Raw genomic sequence first — 17299 nt, forward strand, 5'->3', positions numbered from 1 at the left:
GCCCGCCCGATACCTCAGGGGTTCGTCCCGGCCGGAAAGAACGCCGGGCAGGTGGTCGGCAGGCTGGCGCTGGGGATGTGTTCGCAGCTGTTGGAGAAGGTCAGTTTGCCCTGCTCGTTGGTCTTCAAAATCCAGATCGAGTCGTAGTCGTTGAACGGCCAGGCGGGCAGCTTCTTGGCGGCGGTGGGGTTCTGGTAGAGGGTCTGCACCAGATCGGTGACCGCGGCGACGATGTGGTCGTGTTCCCAGCCGACCAGGATGGTCTGGCCGTCGCCGTGGGGGAAGTAGGGGGAGGTGGCGTCGAACAGGGACTGGGCGAGGTCCATGCCGTCGTTCCAGTCGTATTCGGCCAGGGTCAGCGGAAGGCCGTTCTTCACCGCGAAGGGGGCGACGGTCAGCGTCGCGCGGATGTAGCTGCACGCCTCGCCGTTGCAGTTGATCAGGTTCGACGGATCGGGGCCGTAGACGTAGTCGGGAACCTGACCGCCCATCGCCTCAAGCAGCCGGTCGGGGTTGCCCAGCGCACGCCACTGGCCCTGGCAGACGTAGTTGCCGTCCTCGAAGGAGGGGACCGGGTGGGCCTCCACGTGGCGCACCATGTAGACGGTCTGCGCGGTGTAGGGCTTGAAGCCCTTGGGCGGGTCGATGGTGAAGGTGGTCGGCTTCTGGTTGGTGCAGTGCGGGGTCTTCGGCGGCAGGGTGATCGTGGGGTAGGAGGCGTCCGCGGTCACGCCGTCGTCGTAGCCGGAGACGGCCAGCGGGAGGGCCGCGCCGGAGGCGACCAGATAGTCGCTGCCGGCGGGGATGGCGGCGGAGGAGGCGCCCAGCACCTTGGCGATGGCGCCGATGGTGGCGCTCGCGCCGGCGAGGACGTAGGTGCCGCGGGGCTGGTTGCCGACCACCTGCTGGACGAAGCCGGCCGGCCCGTCCCAGGCGGCGGGATTGGCCATGTCCACCGTGGTGACCATGACGCTGCGGTTGTTGAGCACCGCGAAGGGCTCGATGCTCTGCAGCGGCGCCAGGTCGCCGGGGGCGGTCGTGGTGGTGAGGGCGTAGATCTGGCGGATCGCCTGCTCCTTCTCCTTGCCGGCGGTGAGGCCGTCGAGCACCTGGGCGAAGCGCAGGGAGTGGTTGAGGCCGGCCACCGAGAGGGTGTTGCCGGTGCTTTCCGAAGCCGTGGAGAAGGAGGGGACGAGGATGAAGTTCCAGTCGTTGGTGTTGAGGGTGGGGATGCTCTGTGCCGCGGCGTTCAGCGACAGCAGCAGGCCGGTCAGGGACAGCAGCAGAGATCTCGTTTTCATGGCTTCGCCTCTCCGTGGTCGGGTCGTCGTTGTGGGGACAAGGAGGGGGAAGGTTAGCGTGTTTTGCGGGTGAAAGGCACTGGCCCACCGGGGCGGGCCGTGTGCCGGTTGCGGCGCTTTCGTCGGCGCCGTTCGAGGGTCCGTGGCAGAACCGAGCGAGTAGGTCGCCGCTACCGCGGCGACGCAAACGGGGGCTGCGGGGTGCAAGCCCCAGTCCCACTCGCCGAACGCTCCGACCACCGGCGAGCCGGGCGCCACTCCGAAACTCCGCTGCCCCCGTTTGCGTCGCCGCGGTAGCGACGACTTACGGGGTTACTCCTTTCTTCCCTTCGTTGGCCTGCAGGAACGCCTGCGACAGCGCGTGGTAGATCGGTTTCGGGCAGACCAGGTGGGAGACGCCGTTGGCGATGAATGAGGTGAGGATCAGCGCCAGCATCATCTCCTGGTTGTTGGTCATCTCCATGACGATGACGAACGCGGTGAGCGGTGACTGCACCACGCCGGCGAAGTAGCCGACCATGCCGAGGATCACCATCACCGACAGCGGCGCCACCGGCAGCCAGTGGCCGAGGTTGGCGCCGACGCCCGCGCCGGTGGCCAGCGAGGGCGCGAAGATGCCGCCGGGGATGCCGCTCAGGTAGGAGGCGAGGGTGGAGCCGAACTTGGTCAGCGGGTAGGTGGGGTCCCAGGCGGCCTCGCCGGTGATGATCGCCTTGGCCGCGCCGTAGCCGGTGCCCGAGGAGCTGTAGTCGGAGAGGTAGCCGAGCAGCGCCACCGCCAGGCCGCAGACGAAGGCGACCGCGTAGGGGTGTTTCTTCACCACCGGTCCGAGGCGGCGCGCGCCGTTGATCAGGGTGGTGGAGAAGATCCCGCCGAGCAGCCCGCCGATCACCCCGCAGACGGGGATCGCCAGCCAGCTGGCGGCGTCGGGGATCGCCGCGTCCGAGGTGCCGAAGTAGTGGTAGGGGCCGAGCAGGATCAGCCCGGTGACGCCGGCGATCACCACGCCGATGGTCACCAGGCCGCTGGTGCGCTGCTCGAAGCGCTTGCTCATCTCTTCGATGGCGAAGACGATCCCGGCCAGCGGCGTGTTGAACGCCGCGGTGATGCCGGCGGCGCCGCCGGCGAGGATCAGGCCGCGCTCCATGTAGTGGGCGGGGAAGCGGGCGAATCGCCCCAGCGAGTACATGATCGAGGCGCCGACGTGCACCGACGGTCCCTCGCGGCCGATCGAGGCGCCGGCCACCAGGCCGATCAGGGTGAGCAGGATCTTGCCGATGGCGATGCGCAGCGACAGCACCGCCCCCTTCTGATTGGATTCGAGGGCGGCGATCGCCTGCGGGATGCCGCTCCCCTGGGAGCCGGGGAAGAGGTTGCGGGTGGCCCAGGCGAGACCGGCGAGGGTCAGTGGGGTAACCACCAGGGGGACCCACTTGCCCTGCTCGGTGAGCTTGACGAAGAGCTCTCCCGCGTAGTCGGCGAAGATCGCGAACAGCGCGCAGAGGCTGCCGACCAGCAGCGCCCCGAGCCAGAACACCAGGCGGATGCGCCAGGCCTTGGGGTGGAAGTATTTGCGATGGTTGCGCCGCAGATGGTGGCGCATGAAATTGGCGGCCATACCGGACATGGAACGTTGCTTCCGTTGGGATGGGCCCGCGCAGTCGGCGGGTTTTCGCCGGACGAGGCGGCACGGCGCCGGACGGCGCGACGGGGTCGCCGGACGAATGGCCGCTGCATGCGCGGGCCCGGGTGAGCGGGAGATCCGCCACGCCGCGAGCGGCGTGGCGGTGTGGGTGGCGTCGGGGGAGCGGCGCTGAGGCGCTTGGCGTTCTGTCAACCCGGTGATTTGGGACGGAATCTTCCGGTGGCCGTAGGATGGGCAAAGCGTAGCGTGCCCATCGAAACGGTGCTGCCACGGCAAAATTCACTGCCTTCGTTCGATGGGCACGTCGCTACCGCTCCGTTGCCCATCCTACGAGAACGTCCCAATTTTTCAGATTGACGAACTACAAGCGGGCCGGGACGGCATTCAGCGTCTCGTCCACCTGGGGCGCCCGCTGGATCACCGACTCCCTGGCCGTCCCCTGCGGCGCCGGGGCGGCGCCGCTACCGAGGTACGGAATACCCTCGCACTCGTTGAAGATGCGCGCCTGGCAGCGTTCGCACACCGAGCGGTCGAGCTTCTGGAACACCCCGCGCAGCGCTGCCGATTTGCTCTGGAAGAGGTTGTTGGCGTTGATCGCATCAAGGGTGTGGAACTCCTCCAGCGAGTCCCACAGCCCGCCCTTGGCGTTGACCAGATAAAAGCCGCCCCCCTCGCGCTGGCGGCGCTTCGCCTCGGCGGCGAAGACGTCGGCGGCGGCGATGTCCACGAAGCTGATGCCCTGGGCCATGATCATCAGGTGCTTCTTCTCGGGGTGGTGTTGCTCCAGCCGCGCGAAGGTCTCGCGCAGGTAGGCCACCGAGCCGAAGAAGAGGTTGCCGTCGATGCGCATGATGCGCAGCTGCGGGCACTCCTGCAGGCTGCTGCCGGGCTCCACGGTGGAGAACTTGCGCTTCGGCAGGTGCGGGTCGGGCACGCGGGTGACGATGCGCGGACGGGAGACGCGCATCAGGTAGAGCACCAGCGAGAGCAGGATGCCGGCCATGATCGCGAACTCCAGGTCGAGCAGCAGGGCGGCGCCGAAGGTGACCAGGAAGATCGCCCGCTCCGAGTGGTTGGAGCTGAAGATGTGCTTGATCGCCGGGATGTCGATCAGCCCCCAGGCGACGATGAAGAGGATGCCGGCCATCGCCGCGTTGGGCAGGTAGGCGACCAACGGGGCGATGGCGAGCACGATGAAGATCTCCAGGAAACCGGCGATCATGGCGCTCATCGGGGTCTTGGCGCCGGCCTGGTAGTTGAGGCTGGTGCGGTTGAACGAGCCGGTGGCGACGTAGCCGGAGAAGAAGCTGCCGGCGATGTTGGAGAGGCCCTGGCCGATGAACTCCTGGTTGCCGTCGACCAGCTGGCCGCTGCGGATGCCGACCGCGCGGCCGATGGAGATCGCCTCGGTGAGCGCGAACAGCGTCATCGCCAGCGCCGCCGGGGCGAGCTTCTGGATGGTCTCCAGCGAGAAGTCGGGGGCGGAGAGCGGCGGCAGGGTCTGGGGCAGGGCGCCGACGGTCTTGATGCCCACCGCGTCATAGCCCCACAGCAGGTTGAAGATCACGCCGAGGGTGGTGCCGGCGACCAGGGCGACGATCAGGAAGGGAATCTTCGGGAAGAGCTTCTTCACCACCAGGCCGCTGATCAGGGTCAGCGCGGCGATCGCCAGCACGTGGACGTTGGTGTGCGGCAACTGGTGGGCGAAGTGGCCCAGGGTGTCGAACAGGTTGCCCTCCCGCGGGATCGGCACGCCGAAGAAGTTCTTCAACTGCTTGCTGGCGATGAGGATCGCCGCCGCGGTGGTGAAACCGACCACCACCGAGTGGGAGATGAAGTTGACCACCGCCCCCATGCGGGCGATGCCGAGGGTCAGCTCGATCACCCCGACCATGAAGGTGAGGGTCAGCGCGAGGCCGACGTACTCGGGGCTCATCGGTTCGGCGAAGGCGCTGAGCGAGGAGAGCAGGACGATCGAGGCGGCCGTGGTCGGCCCCGACATCAGGTGCCAGGAGGAGCCGAAGAAGGCGGCGATGATCGGCGGGATCATGCCGGCGTAGAGGCCGTACTGGGGCGGCATGCCGGCGATGGCGGCGAAGGCCACCGCCTGCGGCACCACCACGATGGCGACGGTGAGGCCGGAGATGAGGTCGGCCTTGACGGTGTCGCGGCTGACCTTGTGTTTCCACAACAGGAATGGCAGCAGGCGCGTCTGCCATGCGGTGTATTGCTTCATGGACGTTACCCCTTGACTTGGTGAAATTGAGACAAATCGTTGCCAGGCCGTGCGCCGCTGGCGCGGCTCGGCCGGAGGAATCCGGTGCTCGGGGGGCGTCGGGGTGCCGAATCCCGGCAGGCCCCGCGCGGCGGCCGTCGGCCGCCTCAGGATTTCGCCGGGGGACTCCCGGCTGGGCTCCCTGTCAGGCTTCCGGGGTGAGCCCCGGGGTGACCGCCGGGGGGACTCCCTGCGTGGTCGAGGGCATCGAGGGCCATCGAGTTGCCCGCCGCCGCGGCGCGTTGCAGCCAGCGGGTGGACTGCTGCGGATCGCGGGTCACCGCCCAGGCGCCGTCGCCGTAGTGGAGGCCCAACTGGTATTCGGCGAGCGGGTCACCGTGGTCGGCCAGGGCCCGCAGATGGCCGAACGACTGCTGCCAGGTGGAGCTCTGTGCCACGGTGTCGAGGAGGGCGGAGAGGGTCTCGATGGATGGCGCATGGAGGCGGGCGCCCAGCCTCGCCACCGTCTCCTGGCCGCGGCGCAGGTCGTCGTCGGCGACCTCGTTGCGGCGGTAGAGGCGGGCCAGTTCGGCGTGGGCCGGCCGGTCCCCCTGGTCGGCGGCGCGGCGCAGCCAGCGCAGCCCCTCCTGCTCCCGCTGCGCGGCCAGCAGCCGCTGGCCCAGATGGCGCTGTGCATTGGCGTTGCCGCGTTCCGCCGCCCGTTTCCACCACCGCTCCGCCCGATTCAGGTCGGGGGCCGCGCCGCGACCCTCGGCGTAGGCGTTGCCGACCAGGTCGGCGGCGTAGCCGTTGCCCTGCCGCGCCGCCGCCTCCAGCCAATGGAGGCCGGTGGCGGCGTCCGCCTGGAGGCCGTAGCGCCCCTCACGGTAGGCCAGTCCCAACTGCAACTGCGCCCCGTCGTCCCCGCGGTCGGCGAGGCGGCCGAGCCAGTCGGCTTCGCTGTGATTGGCGATTGCCGACGGCGCGACGCCGGAGGCGGAGGCCAGCGCCAGCAGGGCGCCGGCACCGATCAGCGCGGCCACGGCGATTCGGGAGGGGAGGGTTGCATTGGGGGTTCGCTCTGCCATAAAAGGGGTCTCTTGCTCGGGTTCGGGTGGGTGGGCGCTTCAGTACGTACTTAAGTAGTTGGCAAGATGCGGGCCACCCTTGGAGCTATAGGGTCTTTATAAAAAATCAATAACTTATGATGGGCGGCCGTGCCCACCTCCAAAAATGGTAGAATCCCGTTCTACAAATTTTGGAGGTTCCTTCGTGGATTGCAGGCTCTTCCGGCTACTCCGTCTCAACCGCCTGCAGCGCAAGGTGGTGCTGGTGGTGCTGGTGATCATCCTGGTGCCGATGCTGATCTCCGGACTGCTCTCCGCCTCGTGGATCGCCGGGCGCATGGACGACTCCATCGAACGCTGGGTGCGCGAGTCGGCCAAGGTGAGCACCGACTGGCTCGACCGGGTCAACGGCAACGGCCAGCTCTTCGCCGACCTGCTCGACCACACCCTCGGCGGCCGGCCGCGCTTCGTCCCGGGGGAGTCGCCGATCCCGCCGCCGCTCCAGCCGCTGGCGCTGGAGATGGGGATCAACCTGATCCAGGTGTTCGACGAGGAGGGGCGGCGGATCTTCTCCTCGCCGGAGGTGACCCTCGACACCGCCTGGGTGCAGGGGCAGAACCACGCCATGCTCAAGGCGAGCCTGGGTCAGCAGGGGATGCTCGCCGCCATCACCATCGCCCGCTACCCCGCCGACCAGCCGCGCCACTATCGACTGGTGCTCGGCACCCTCTTCGACAAGCAGCAGCTCAGCCGCCTCAGCGAGACCACCGGGATGAAGGCGCGGCTCTTCTATCCGCGCGACGGCGACTTCGCCAAGGCCTTCTCCGAGGAGGACAAGCCGCTGCGGCTGCGCCTGCCGCCGGATGCATTGTTCGACCTGCGACGCGGCCACGACTACTACAGCGACGGCGCCGAGAACGGCACCTACTGGGGGCTCTACACCCCGGTGGCCGACGCTACCGGGCGGGTGGAGGCGGTGCTCTTCAACGGCCTGGAGCGGGGCGGCAGCCAGGAGTTCCTCACCGACAAGCTGGCGATCACCCTGGCGATCACCCTGTTGGGCACGGTGCTCGCCGGCTTCACCGGGCTGCTGCTCTCCAGGCTGGTGGTGCGTCCGGTCACCTATCTGCGCGAGGGGGTGATGAAGGTGGCGGCGCAGGATTTCCGCACCAGCGTGCCGATCACCTGGCACGACGAGATCGGCGACCTGACCCGCGCCTTCAACGGCATGGCCGCGCGCCTGCGCGAGGCGCGCGACGAGCAGCAGCGAGACTTCCAGCGCGAGAAGATCACCGCCCTGGGCGAGCTGTCGCTGGCCATGGCCCACGAGATCCGCAACCCGATCGGCGTCATCAACACCGCCGCCAAGATGCTCGAGCGGGCCGAGGATCCGCAGAAACGCGACAACCTCCAGCGGATGATCCGCGAGGAGTGCCAGCGCCTCGACCAGTTCCTCAAGGACTTCCAGCAGCTGGCCCGCCACCGCAAGCCGCAGCTCACCCGCTTCGATCCCGCCGCACCGCTCGACAAGGCGTTGCTGGTGACGTTGGCCGGGCGCGAGGAGATCGAGGTGACGCGGGACTACCGCCACCACGGCGTACGCATCTGCGCCGACGCCGAGCTGCTGCACCAGGCGTGGGTCAACCTGATCCGCAACGCCCTGGAGGCGATGGAGGGCCACGGCCGGCTGGCGGTGGGTTCGAAGGTGGAGGCGGGGCAGGTGGTGCTCCACCTGCACGACAGCGGCCCCGGTATCCCGCTGGAGCTGATCAGCCGGCTGTTCGAGCCCTTCTTTACCACCAAGTCGGGGGGCAGCGGCCTCGGCCTGACCCTGGCCAGCACGTTGGTCCAAGCGAGCGGGGCGGCCCTCGAACTGGTGCCGCAGGAGGAGGGCGGCGCCCGTTTCGCGATGCGCTTCAATATTTGCGAGGAGGAACCGTGATGCAGCGTACCGTGCTGGTGGTCGACGACGAACGCAACATGCGGCTGGTGATGGAGATGGCGCTGGAGGAGGCGGGCTACCGGGTGCTCACCGCGGAGAGCGCCGAGCTGGCCCTGCCGCTGCTGCGCGATCCGGACCTGGCGGTGATCCTCTCGGATCTGAAGATGCCCGGCATGGGCGGCGAGGCCTTCATCGCCGAGTGCCAGAAGGCACGCCCCGAGGTGCCGGTGATCGTCGCCACCGCCTTCGGCTCGATCCGCTCGGCGATCGAGTGCATCCAGGCCGGTGCCAGCGACTACCTGACCAAGCCGTTCGAGCCCGAGGAGTTGCAGTTCGCGGTGCAGAGCGCGCTGCGCCTGCACGACCTGCTGCGGGAGAACCGCCAGCTCCAGGCTGCGGTCTCCTCCAGTTCGGTGCGCCGCCGCTTGGTCGGCAACAGCCACGCCATGCTCGCGCTGCGCGACGAGATCGACCGTGTCGCCCCCTACAAGACCAACGTGCTGATCACCGGCGAGAGCGGCACCGGCAAGGAGGCGGTGGCCCGCTCCATTCACGAGCACGGCCCCCGCGCCGAGCGCCCGTGGGTGGCGATCAACTGCTCGGCGATTCCCCGCGACCTGATGGAGAGCGAACTCTTCGGTTACGTCCGCGGCGCCTTCACCGGCGCGGTGCAGAACCGCATGGGGCGGCTGGAGCAGGCCAACGGCGGCACGCTGTTCCTCGACGAGATCGGCGACCTCGATCCCACCCTCCAGGTGAAATTGCTGCGCGTGCTGCAGGAGCGCGAATTCTCCCCGGTGGGCAGCGACCTGGTGCGCCGGGTCGACCTGCGGGTGATCGCCGCCACCCACCGCGATCTCGACGCCATGGTGCGCGAGGGCACCTTCCGCGAGGACCTGCTCTACCGTCTCGACGTCTACCGCATCCACGTCCCGCCGCTGCGCGACCGCCGCGACGATATTCCGCTGCTGGCCGACAACTTCCTGCAGACCTTCCGCAGCGAGATGGACAAACCGGTGGAGGGTTTCAGCGAGGAGGCGTTGGAAGCCCTCGCCGCCTACGACTGGCCGGGCAACGTGCGCGAGCTGCGCAACGCCGTCGAGCGCTCGCTGCTCTCCTGCCGCGGGCTGATCATCGAGGCGGACGACCTGCCGGACAAGGTCGAGAGCGAGACCCAGCAGCAGGAGCCCCGCGGCAGCCGCTTCAACCGGGTGATCGAACAGGGGCTCGACCCGTGGCTGGCCGACGAGGAGCGGCGGATCATCGTCGAGGCGCTGAAACAGACCCACGGCGTGCAGGTCCAGGCGGCGCGGCTGCTCGGGATCAACGAGCGCAGTTTGTGGCATCGGGTGAAGAAGCTGGGGATTCAGGTCAACCGGGAGGTGCGGGGGTAGGTCGTTTGGTAGGCGGAGCGGTTGCCAGTTTCGACTTGTTGACTTGGTGAGGGAGCGAGTGGTGTTATCTGAATTTTTCTCTGCAAGGCCATTGGTGCTGGTGCGCAAATGAATATCGAAAGATGGACAACCCTACTTGCTTTTGCCGCCTTTCTGATTGCTGCCGGCACTTGGCTTGGTAGAATCGAGACTAAGATTTCGGCGTTTGATGAACAGGCGGTGCAGAAGCAAACAAGAGAGGCTCTTGAAAAAATCAAAGATGCAGCAGATAAGGCGGCTTCATTGAGGAGTTTTTCGCAACTTGCGTTTTTTGATGAAATCAAAGATGCGAAGAATTACAGGAATGGAAATGATGAGGACTCATATTGGGAGATCGTGGGAGAGATTGATGTTGAACGTCCGTCTGTTATGATTGCGACAACAAGCGCTTCAGGGGTTAAGGATCGAATTAATAGCGATAAATCCTATGGGATGATTCGAACTACTCTGAAGGTGGGTTCGCAGGATTGCGCAATGGATATATCAGGAGCGAAGGTTGCTAGTTGGGCTACCTTGGCTTCATCGTCTACGTGTATGCAACGGCTTTCTCCAGGGATATACAGCGTACGTAGCGATATACTTTATTATGGAAATGTGTCTAAGCAATCAACGAATCTTTCAATTGCTGTTTTTGTAGAATAATCCAACGCCGCTGCGGATAGCGTATTCCTTTCTTTTCGAATGTGTCTTGATGGAAGGACGTTTTTGGCCGATATCTGATTTGGTTAATGGCCACGAATCCTTCAATATATTGAACAGAATCGCCACGGAGTGCGGTTTTCAAATGGAAATCGCTGCCTCTCGCAGCAAGGGCTGCCGCGTTGCCCTCGTGATGGGCAGTCGGAGCACCACTTTGAGTGGCTGCAAAAAGGAAGGTGGGCCTGGGTTGTTGCATGCCGCGCCCGTACAGCGTTGAATTTCGTGCTTAAGAGCCGGTGTTGGTGGAAAGAATTGCGGCGGGCACGAAGCACCCAGTTCGGAGGTGCAATCTGGTCGGGCTGTTTGATAGCCTCCCGGCCCCTCTTCCGCAAATTTCCGTCATCGCCGAGATGTAGGAAAAATCTTTCAGAAATTGACGCAATGTCATTACGCCGAATGGCGTATCCAATACAACCCATTGTGTGGCTTAATATTCGAGTGCTCCCGCACTTGGAAGGGCCGCTCACAGACGAATGGCCGATCGGGATAGAGATAATTACTATGATTCACTAATTGTTGTTGATTCGGGTGAAACAGTTGAGACGGGCTCAAAATCGATTTCTCCTCGGCTTCCCTTGTCTGTTTTACGAGATCGTGCCTTGTCGAGGCAACGCCGATGCTATCGGTCCGTTTGGACCATCCGGGATTTCCCGCAGTTCCAACTTGAGGCGGCTGTGGATTTGAGAGTGGTGGTGTCTGTCCCGCTTATCGCCCTTGTTCACGACGCAAGAGGAGATAGCGGTGTAGTACCTGCTATCGGTGGGTTTCGATCCCGCCACCGAGGAGTTGATCGAACGGTCCATGCGCCTGTTCGATGTTGCCGGAGTCGTCGATTGCCGGGAGATGCGGCGGAGGATGCGGGAGCGAACGCCGGATGTCATCCTGATGGCGATCGACCTGCCCAACGAATACAGTTTCGATGTGGCACGCGAACTCTCCGCGAGCAGCCGCATTCCGCTGCTGTTGATCGGCGACGCCATTGAAGCCGGAGGGGTAGGCGAGGGTCAGCGGACCGACGATCACGTTGCTGTCGATCACCTCGCCGCGCACCAGGTTGTTGAACAGCCCGAAGTAGTAGGTGGGATGCACCTCGAACTGGGCGGCGGAGCCCGCCAGGGTGTTGCGCTTGTATACCGAGGCGGCCCCCGCCATGCCGATGCCGGGGTTGGCGATGCGGTTGGAGCGGTTCTTGATGACCACCTGCTCGGGCCGCGGCGCGTCGCCGACCTCACGCAGCTGCTGCAGACCATCCTCCCAGACGATCTCCCACTCCTTGCCGAGCGTGGTGGGGAGGTACTCCTTGAAGGGGACACGGGCAGTTGAGTATTGAGGGGGTGGTTTCGGAGGGGATCTTGAACTTCCCCCTCCAATCCCCATCTAAAATTTCCGTAATCCACAACCTTCGAGGTTTTCGATGAAACGGATCGTTCTGTTTCTGGCCACCAACCTGGCCATCCTGTTCGTCCTCAGCATCACCGCCCGCATCCTGGGGGTGGACCGTTTCCTCACCGCCAACGGCCTCAACCTGCCGATGCTCCTCGGCTTCGCCGCGGTGATCGGCTTCGGCGGCTCCTTCATCTCGCTGGCGATGTCGAAGTGGATGGCCAAGATGTCCACCGGCGCGCGGGTCATCGAGCAGCCGCGTAACGCCACCGAGCGCTGGCTGGTCGACACCGTCGCGCGGCAGGCGCAGGCGGCCGGTATCGGCATGCCGGAGGTGGCGATCTACGACGCCCCCGACATGAACGCCTTCGCCACCGGCATGAGCCGCAACGAGGCGCTGGTGGCGGTGAGCACGGGGCTGCTGCACAACATGAACGAGGCGGAGGTGGAGGCGGTGCTGGCCCACGAGGTGACCCACGTGGCCAACGGGGACATGGTCACCCTCACCCTGATCCAGGGGGTGGTCAACACCTTCGTCATCTTCCTCGCCCGGGTCATCGGCTATGCGGTGGACAGTTTCCTGCGCCGCGACAACGAGTCCAGCGGTCCCGGTATCGGCTATTTCGTGGTGTCGATGATCGCCGAGGTGGTGCTCGGCGTGCTCGCCTCGGTCATCGTCGCCTGGTTCTCCCGCCAGCGCGAATTCCGCGCCGACGAGGGCGGGGCGCGCCTGGCCGGCAGCCACAAGATGGTCGCCGCCCTGCAGCGCCTGCAGCAGGCCCACATGCCCTCGCAGCTGCCCAGCGAGATGGCCGCCTTCGGCATCAGCGGCGGCGGCGTCGCGCGGCTCTTCATGAGCCACCCCCCGCTGGAGGAGCGCATCGCCGCCCTGCAGGCCCGGCGGTAGTCCTTTTCGGGCTTGGGTAGCGATAACGCGGAGGACGCAGAGACGCAGAGAACGCGGAGAAGAGTATGAAAGCGTTGGGGCGGCGCTCGGCCGCGATGTGTCGGTTCACATGTTGGGAACGGAAATATCGTGATCCGAGGGCCGCCTCCACATTCAATCTCTTCTTCTCCGCGTTCTCTGCGTCTCTGCGTCCTCCGCGTTTTCTCCCAGAGCGTTTCTACTCCCCCAACCGATCCGGTATCATCGTCGCCTTTCCCGAATTCCGACTCTCAAGGACCAATCCGATGACCCTGATCCGACCCTTCGCCGGGCTGCGGCCGGCGCCCGGGCGGGCCGCCGAGGTGGCCGCTCCCCCCTACGACGTGATCAACTTCCGCGAGGCGGTGGCCAAGGCCGAGGGGCGCCCCAACAGCTTCCTGCACGTCTCCCGTGCCGAGATCGACCTCCCCGAGGGGACCAACCCCTACGAGCCCCAGGTCTACGCCAAGTCCCGCGAGAACTACGACCGGATGGTCCGCGAGGGGGTGCTGGTGCGGGACGAACAGCCCTACTACTACGTCTACCGCCTGATCATGGGCGACCACGAGCAGACCGGCCTGGTGGCCGCCGCCTCGGTGGCCGACTACGACACCAACCGCATCCGTAAGCACGAGTTCACCCGTCCGGCCAAGGAGAGCGACCGGGTCTCCCAGGTGGATGCCCTCGATGCCCAGACCGGGCCGGTGTTGCTCACCTACCGTGCCCATGACGAGGTGGCGAGGATCCTCGCCGAGGCCTCCGCCGGCGAGCCCGACTCCGACGTCACCGCCGAGGACGGGGTGCGCCATACCGTGTGGGTGATTCGCGACGGGGCGGTCAACGCCCGCATCACCGGGATCTTCGATGCGTTCGATGCGTTGTACATCGCCGATGGCCACCACCGTTCGGCCGCCGCCTCGCGGGTCTGTGCCCGGCGCAAGGCGGCCAACCGCGACCACAGCGGCGAGGAGGCCTACAACTACTTCCTGGTGGTGATGTTCCCCCACGACCAGATGCGCATCCTCGACTACAACCGGGCGGTCAACAGCTTCAACGGCATGGAGGAGGAGGAGTTCCTGGTGCGCATCGAGGAGGCCTTCACGGTGGAGGCGCGCACCCGCCAGGCCAAGCCGAGCCAGCCCGGCGAATTTGGCATGTACCTGCCCGGTGGCCGTTGGTACCTGCTCACCATCAAGCCGGAGCTGATCCCGGCCGACGACCCGGTGGCGCGGCTCGACGTCAGCCTGTTGCAGGACAACCTGCTGGCCCCGCTGCTCGGCATCGAGGACCCGCGCCAGGACAACCGGATCGACTTTATCGGCGGCATCCGCGGCCTGCGCGAGCTGGAGATCCGGGTGGAGAGCGGCGACATGGAGGTGGCCTTCGCCTGCTTCCCGACGCGCATGGAGGACCTGATGGCGGTGGCCGACGCCAACGAGGTGATGCCGCCCAAGTCCACCTGGTTCGAGCCCAAGCTGGCCGACGGGCTGGTCTCCCACGTGCTCGACTGAGGGGATCGCGATGACCACCCGTATCTATCACAACCCGCGCTGCTCCAAGTCGCGCACCACCCTGAAACTGCTCGAAGAACAGGGCATCGCGCCGGAGGTGGTGGAGTACCTGAATACCCCGCCTTCGGTGGCGGAGCTGAGGGAGATCATCGCCCAGCTCGGCATCCGCCCGGCCGAGTTGCTGCGCAAGAAGGAGGCGAAGGAGGAGGGGGTCGATCCGGCCCTCGACGACGACGCCCTGATCGCCGCGTTGGTCGCCCACCCGCGGGTGATCGAGCGGCCGATCGTGGTCAAGGACGGCAAGGCCGCGCTCGGCCGTCCGCCGGAGCGGGTGCTGGAGCTGCTCTGAATCCGCTCACCCCAACCCCAACCGTTCCTTGATCTCCCGCCACAGCGCATCGTAGGCCCGTCCCGGCGTGGAGGCGGCGGCGTAGACCGGCAGCGGTTGGCGGCGCACGCCCATCTTCTCCACGTCGGCGGCGTAGGGGATGTGGGTGCCGAGGATGCCCGGCAGCGCCTTGGTGGGGGTCTCCAGGATCAGCCGGTGGAGGTGCTTGCGGCGGTCGACCATGGAGTAGAAGGGGAGGATCTCCAACCCCTGCGGCCCGTTCTCCCGCTGGAACTCGAACAGCTGGTTCAGCGTGCGTAGCGACAGGGTGGTGGGGATGGTGGGGACGATCAGCGCGTCACTGGCGTGGAAGATGTTCTCCGAGAGCAGGGTGATCCCCGGCGGGCAGTCGAGGAACACCACGTCGTACTCCTTGGCCAGCCCCTTCATCACCCCTTCCAGCCGCTCCCGCGAGCGCTTGGCGTTGTCCAGCACGATGTCCATCATGCGGTAGGAGAAGTCCGCCGGGATCAGGTCCAGCCCCTCGAAGTCGGTGGCCTTGATCCGCTTGGCGGCGCGCCCCGCCTTCTCGATGATCTTCACCCCGCCCTTCACCTCGGCCTCCACCCGGAAGTAGAAGCTGGCCGCCCCCTGGGGGTCGAGGTCCCAGAGCAGGGTGCGGGCGCCCTCGCGGGCGCAGAGGTAGGCGAGGTTGACGGCGGTGGCGGTCTTGCCGACACCGCCCTTGATGTTGTAGCTGGCGAGGATGGACATGGATTCGGTCGATTCGTTCGGCAGGTGTCGGGTGGGTATTCGTAGGATGGGCAAAGCGAAGCGTGCCCATCAAGCAAAGGCGGCACGCTTCATCGTGGCGGTTTCGCTCCGATGGGCACGCCCCGCTTTGCCCATCCTACGAGGTAGGCGGTTCGGCTTTCCATTCACGGCTTCCGCGGTTTCGGGCAGACCCGCTTGAACGCCCCCTTGTGGGCGACGAAGGCGGCGAAGTTGCCGGTGAAGGCGGCCATCTCCTCCAGCCGCTGGGCGCGCAGCTGCTCGGCGAGGGCGTCGAGGGCGCGGCCGGTCTCCGCGGGCAGTTCGTCGCGGGCGGCCAGCTCCGCGCGGTAGCTGGCGAACTCTTCCAACTGCACGTGGACGTCCTGGAACTCGCCCAGGTTGGCGTGCAGCGCCTTGGTGGCGGCGATCAGCGGCGCCACCTGGTCGGCGGGGAACAGCGGCAGGAAGAACTCCATCAGGTAGCGCAGCTTCTTGCAGGTCTTGCGCAGCTCGTGGTACGCCTCGTCCGGGGTCTCCGGGCCGATCGCGCACCCCTCCTCCATGGCCCGGCGGTGCATCTTGCGGACGCGCGCGGCGGCGCTCTCGGCGATCGGCCGGGTGGCCCACGGCAGGCGGCTGTGGGGCGGCACCTCCGCCTCCAGGAAGGCGCGCCAGCGCTCGATCAGCTGGCGGTAGCGGGCGCTCCTCATCGCCTGCTCCATCCTCCCGCGCTCCTCGACGCGGCGACGGTCGAGCAGCGCCTCCAGGGGATCGAGGGCGTCGTGGAGTTCGGCGGGCAGCGCCGCGCGGTAGTCGGGCAGCTTGAGCAACTGCACGTCGAGGTCGCGCAGCGGGCTGGTGATCTCGCCGAGCCACGCCAGTCCGCGTTTGAAGCGTTCGGTGTCGCGGGCGGGGAAGACCCCCTTCATCTGCGCCAGGGCGGAGCGCGAGCGGCGGATCGCCACCCGATACTCGTGGAGGAATTCGGAGTCGAGGTCGGCGAGCGTCCCCGCCTCGTGCTCCATCATCACCTCGAGGAGTTCGTGCAGCAGCCACTTCACCGCCACGTCCGAGCGGGTCTCCGGCGGGTGGGGGAGCTTCGGCTTGGTGACGAAGCGGCCCGGCTGGCGGCCGAAGCGTTCCAGCGCCTCCGGGTAGAGGCGGGGGGCCTCCGGGAGCTTCAGCCGCGCCAGCTCCTTGAACAGCCGCTCCGCCTCCTTGTCGTAGCCGCGTAGCGGGGTGACGGTGAGCCGCGGCGCCGGACGGAAGCTCTTCCCGCTGCCTCCCTGCGAATCGGTGAAGCGCCCCTCTTCGAGGGTCAGGCGCACCCGCATCTTGCCGTTGTCGTCCTCCAGCCGCAGCGGATGGCGGCGGCCGCGCCAGCGCGCCTGGGGGAGCAGGGCGCGCATCTCCAGGAGCTTTTCCAAGCGGTTGCGCAGCGCCGCGCCTTCCGGCAGCTCCTGCGGGAAGCGGGGGATCCCTTTCGCCGGGGCGATCTCCCGCCACCGCTCGGCGCCCTTGAGGTCCCGCCAGCCGATCCGCCGCTCCCGGCGATCCAGTTCCACCACCCCGCGGCCATTCAATGCCCGCCAGTCGAAGCTGTCGAGGTAGAGGCGGTCGAAGGGCTCCAGCGGCTCGGCGGTCAGCTGGAGTCGCTCGATCAGCGTCTCCAGGTCGAGGGTGTCGGGTAGTTCGTAGGTGCGGGATTTCATGGGATCACCGGTGCGGGCGGGTCCGTCGACGGGGTGGGGCCTGGCGAATGTGACCGTTGTGAGAATTGGCAACAAATCCTATCACGTTCGTCTTTTTGGGGCCGGAAACGGCCTCTCCGCGTGAATTTGCCAGGTTCCTGTTGCAGTTCTTCGCCCCGCTCCATCCACCCTTTCGAATCCGCATTCATCGGTGAAGTTCGCGGTGCGCGTCTCTTCTGCCCGTTCCGTTCGGTCGATGCGCCGAGCGGCTACTCTGAAATCTAGATCTGCCCTTTACCCACAAATCGGCCATCAGCGCCCCCCGGAAGTGCCAGGACAAGGCGCGGTGCGCAGCCAATGGTGATCCCTTGGCAAGCGCCGCAAC

General features: G+C 66.4%; 13 protein-coding genes. 6 read left to right on the top strand and 7 right to left on the bottom strand.

Features of this window, described 5'->3' with window-relative positions:
• Window positions 1-14: 14 nt before the first annotated feature.
• From ACYQ2W_RS05220 to ACYQ2W_RS05235, 4 genes are all read right to left on the bottom strand, one after another.
• Window positions 15-1301, bottom strand: coding sequence for a hypothetical protein (locus ACYQ2W_RS05220; protein WP_459863924.1), 1287 nt, complete (start codon window positions 1299-1301; stop codon window positions 15-17).
• Window positions 1302-1605: 304 nt separating this feature from the next.
• On the bottom strand, window positions 1606-2928 hold the full coding sequence (locus ACYQ2W_RS05225) for a chloride channel protein (RefSeq protein WP_459863926.1): 1323 nt from the start codon (window positions 2926-2928) through the stop codon (window positions 1606-1608).
• Window positions 2929-3307: 379 nt separating this feature from the next.
• Entirely contained in the window at window positions 3308-5182 is a 1875-nt protein-coding gene (locus ACYQ2W_RS05230) for a SulP family inorganic anion transporter (RefSeq protein ID WP_459863928.1), read from the bottom strand.
• Between the two features lie 146 nt (window positions 5183-5328).
• On the bottom strand, window positions 5329-6249 hold the full coding sequence (locus ACYQ2W_RS05235) for a tetratricopeptide repeat protein (RefSeq protein WP_459863930.1): 921 nt from the start codon (window positions 6247-6249) through the stop codon (window positions 5329-5331).
• 184 nt (window positions 6250-6433) lie between these two features.
• Between ACYQ2W_RS05235 and ACYQ2W_RS05240 the strand changes: the two genes are divergently transcribed.
• The 3 genes from ACYQ2W_RS05240 (at window position 6434) to ACYQ2W_RS05250 (ending at window position 10245) form a co-directional block, all read left to right on the top strand.
• Window positions 6434-8170, top strand: coding sequence for a sensor histidine kinase (locus ACYQ2W_RS05240; RefSeq protein WP_459863932.1), 1737 nt, complete (start codon window positions 6434-6436; stop codon window positions 8168-8170).
• Window positions 8170-9564 (top strand): sigma-54-dependent transcriptional regulator, encoded by a 1395-nt coding sequence (locus ACYQ2W_RS05245; RefSeq protein ID WP_459863954.1) that lies wholly within the window; start codon window positions 8170-8172, stop codon window positions 9562-9564. Before ACYQ2W_RS05240 ends, ACYQ2W_RS05245 begins: the two co-directional genes overlap by 1 nt.
• A 108-nt stretch (window positions 9565-9672) precedes the next feature.
• Window positions 9673-10245: a hypothetical protein gene (locus ACYQ2W_RS05250; RefSeq protein ID WP_459863934.1), complete on the top strand. Its 573-nt coding sequence runs from the start codon at window positions 9673-9675 to the stop codon at window positions 10243-10245.
• A gap of 810 nt (window positions 10246-11055) precedes the next feature.
• On the opposite strand, the gene ACYQ2W_RS05255 is transcribed toward ACYQ2W_RS05250, so the two are convergent.
• Complete coding sequence (locus ACYQ2W_RS05255; protein ID WP_459863936.1) at window positions 11056-11679, bottom strand: hypothetical protein; 624 nt, start codon at window positions 11677-11679, stop codon at window positions 11056-11058.
• Between the two features lie 37 nt (window positions 11680-11716).
• On the opposite strand from ACYQ2W_RS05255, the gene htpX reads away from it, so the two are divergent.
• The 3 genes from htpX (at window position 11717) to arsC (ending at window position 14470) form a co-directional block, all read left to right on the top strand.
• Entirely contained in the window at window positions 11717-12592 is an 876-nt protein-coding gene (htpX, locus tag ACYQ2W_RS05260; protein ID WP_459863938.1) for a protease HtpX, read from the top strand.
• A 284-nt stretch (window positions 12593-12876) separates the two neighbouring features.
• Complete coding sequence (locus tag ACYQ2W_RS05265; RefSeq protein ID WP_459863940.1) at window positions 12877-14121, top strand: DUF1015 domain-containing protein; 1245 nt, start codon at window positions 12877-12879, stop codon at window positions 14119-14121.
• 10 nt (window positions 14122-14131) lie between these two features.
• The gene (gene arsC, locus ACYQ2W_RS05270; protein ID WP_459863942.1) at window positions 14132-14470 is read left to right on the top strand and encodes an arsenate reductase (glutaredoxin); all 339 of its coding nucleotides are present in this window, start codon (window positions 14132-14134) and stop codon (window positions 14468-14470) included.
• Between the two features lie 6 nt (window positions 14471-14476).
• On the opposite strand, the gene ACYQ2W_RS05275 is transcribed toward arsC, so the two are convergent.
• Complete coding sequence (locus ACYQ2W_RS05275; protein WP_459863944.1) at window positions 14477-15223, bottom strand: ParA family protein; 747 nt, start codon at window positions 15221-15223, stop codon at window positions 14477-14479.
• Window positions 15224-15387: 164 nt separating this feature from the next.
• The gene (locus ACYQ2W_RS05280) at window positions 15388-16935 is read right to left on the bottom strand and encodes a CHAD domain-containing protein (protein WP_459863946.1); all 1548 of its coding nucleotides are present in this window, start codon (window positions 16933-16935) and stop codon (window positions 15388-15390) included.
• Window positions 16936-17299 lie beyond the last annotated feature (364 nt).

Source organism: Endothiovibrio diazotrophicus (genome assembly GCF_054657215.1).

Coding starts and splice junctions, on each gene's coding strand:
- ACYQ2W_RS05220 (WP_459863924.1), bottom strand. CDS start 1,301: ATGAAAACGAGATCTCTGCTGCTGTCCCTGACCGGCCTGCTGCTGTCG.
- ACYQ2W_RS05225 (WP_459863926.1), bottom strand. CDS start 2,928: ATGTCCGGTATGGCCGCCAATTTCATGCGCCACCATCTGCGGCGCAAC.
- ACYQ2W_RS05230 (WP_459863928.1), bottom strand. CDS start 5,182: ATGAAGCAATACACCGCATGGCAGACGCGCCTGCTGCCATTCCTGTTG.
- ACYQ2W_RS05235 (WP_459863930.1), bottom strand. CDS start 6,249: ATGGCAGAGCGAACCCCCAATGCAACCCTCCCCTCCCGAATCGCCGTG.
- ACYQ2W_RS05245 (WP_459863954.1), top strand. CDS start 8,170: ATGCAGCGTACCGTGCTGGTGGTCGACGACGAACGCAACATGCGGCTG.
- ACYQ2W_RS05250 (WP_459863934.1), top strand. CDS start 9,673: ATGAATATCGAAAGATGGACAACCCTACTTGCTTTTGCCGCCTTTCTG.
- ACYQ2W_RS05255 (WP_459863936.1), bottom strand. CDS start 11,679: ATGGGGATTGGAGGGGGAAGTTCAAGATCCCCTCCGAAACCACCCCCT.
- htpX (WP_459863938.1), top strand. CDS start 11,717: ATGAAACGGATCGTTCTGTTTCTGGCCACCAACCTGGCCATCCTGTTC.
- ACYQ2W_RS05265 (WP_459863940.1), top strand. CDS start 12,877: ATGACCCTGATCCGACCCTTCGCCGGGCTGCGGCCGGCGCCCGGGCGG.
- arsC (WP_459863942.1), top strand. CDS start 14,132: ATGACCACCCGTATCTATCACAACCCGCGCTGCTCCAAGTCGCGCACC.
- ACYQ2W_RS05275 (WP_459863944.1), bottom strand. CDS start 15,223: ATGTCCATCCTCGCCAGCTACAACATCAAGGGCGGTGTCGGCAAGACC.
- ACYQ2W_RS05280 (WP_459863946.1), bottom strand. CDS start 16,935: ATGAAATCCCGCACCTACGAACTACCCGACACCCTCGACCTGGAGACG.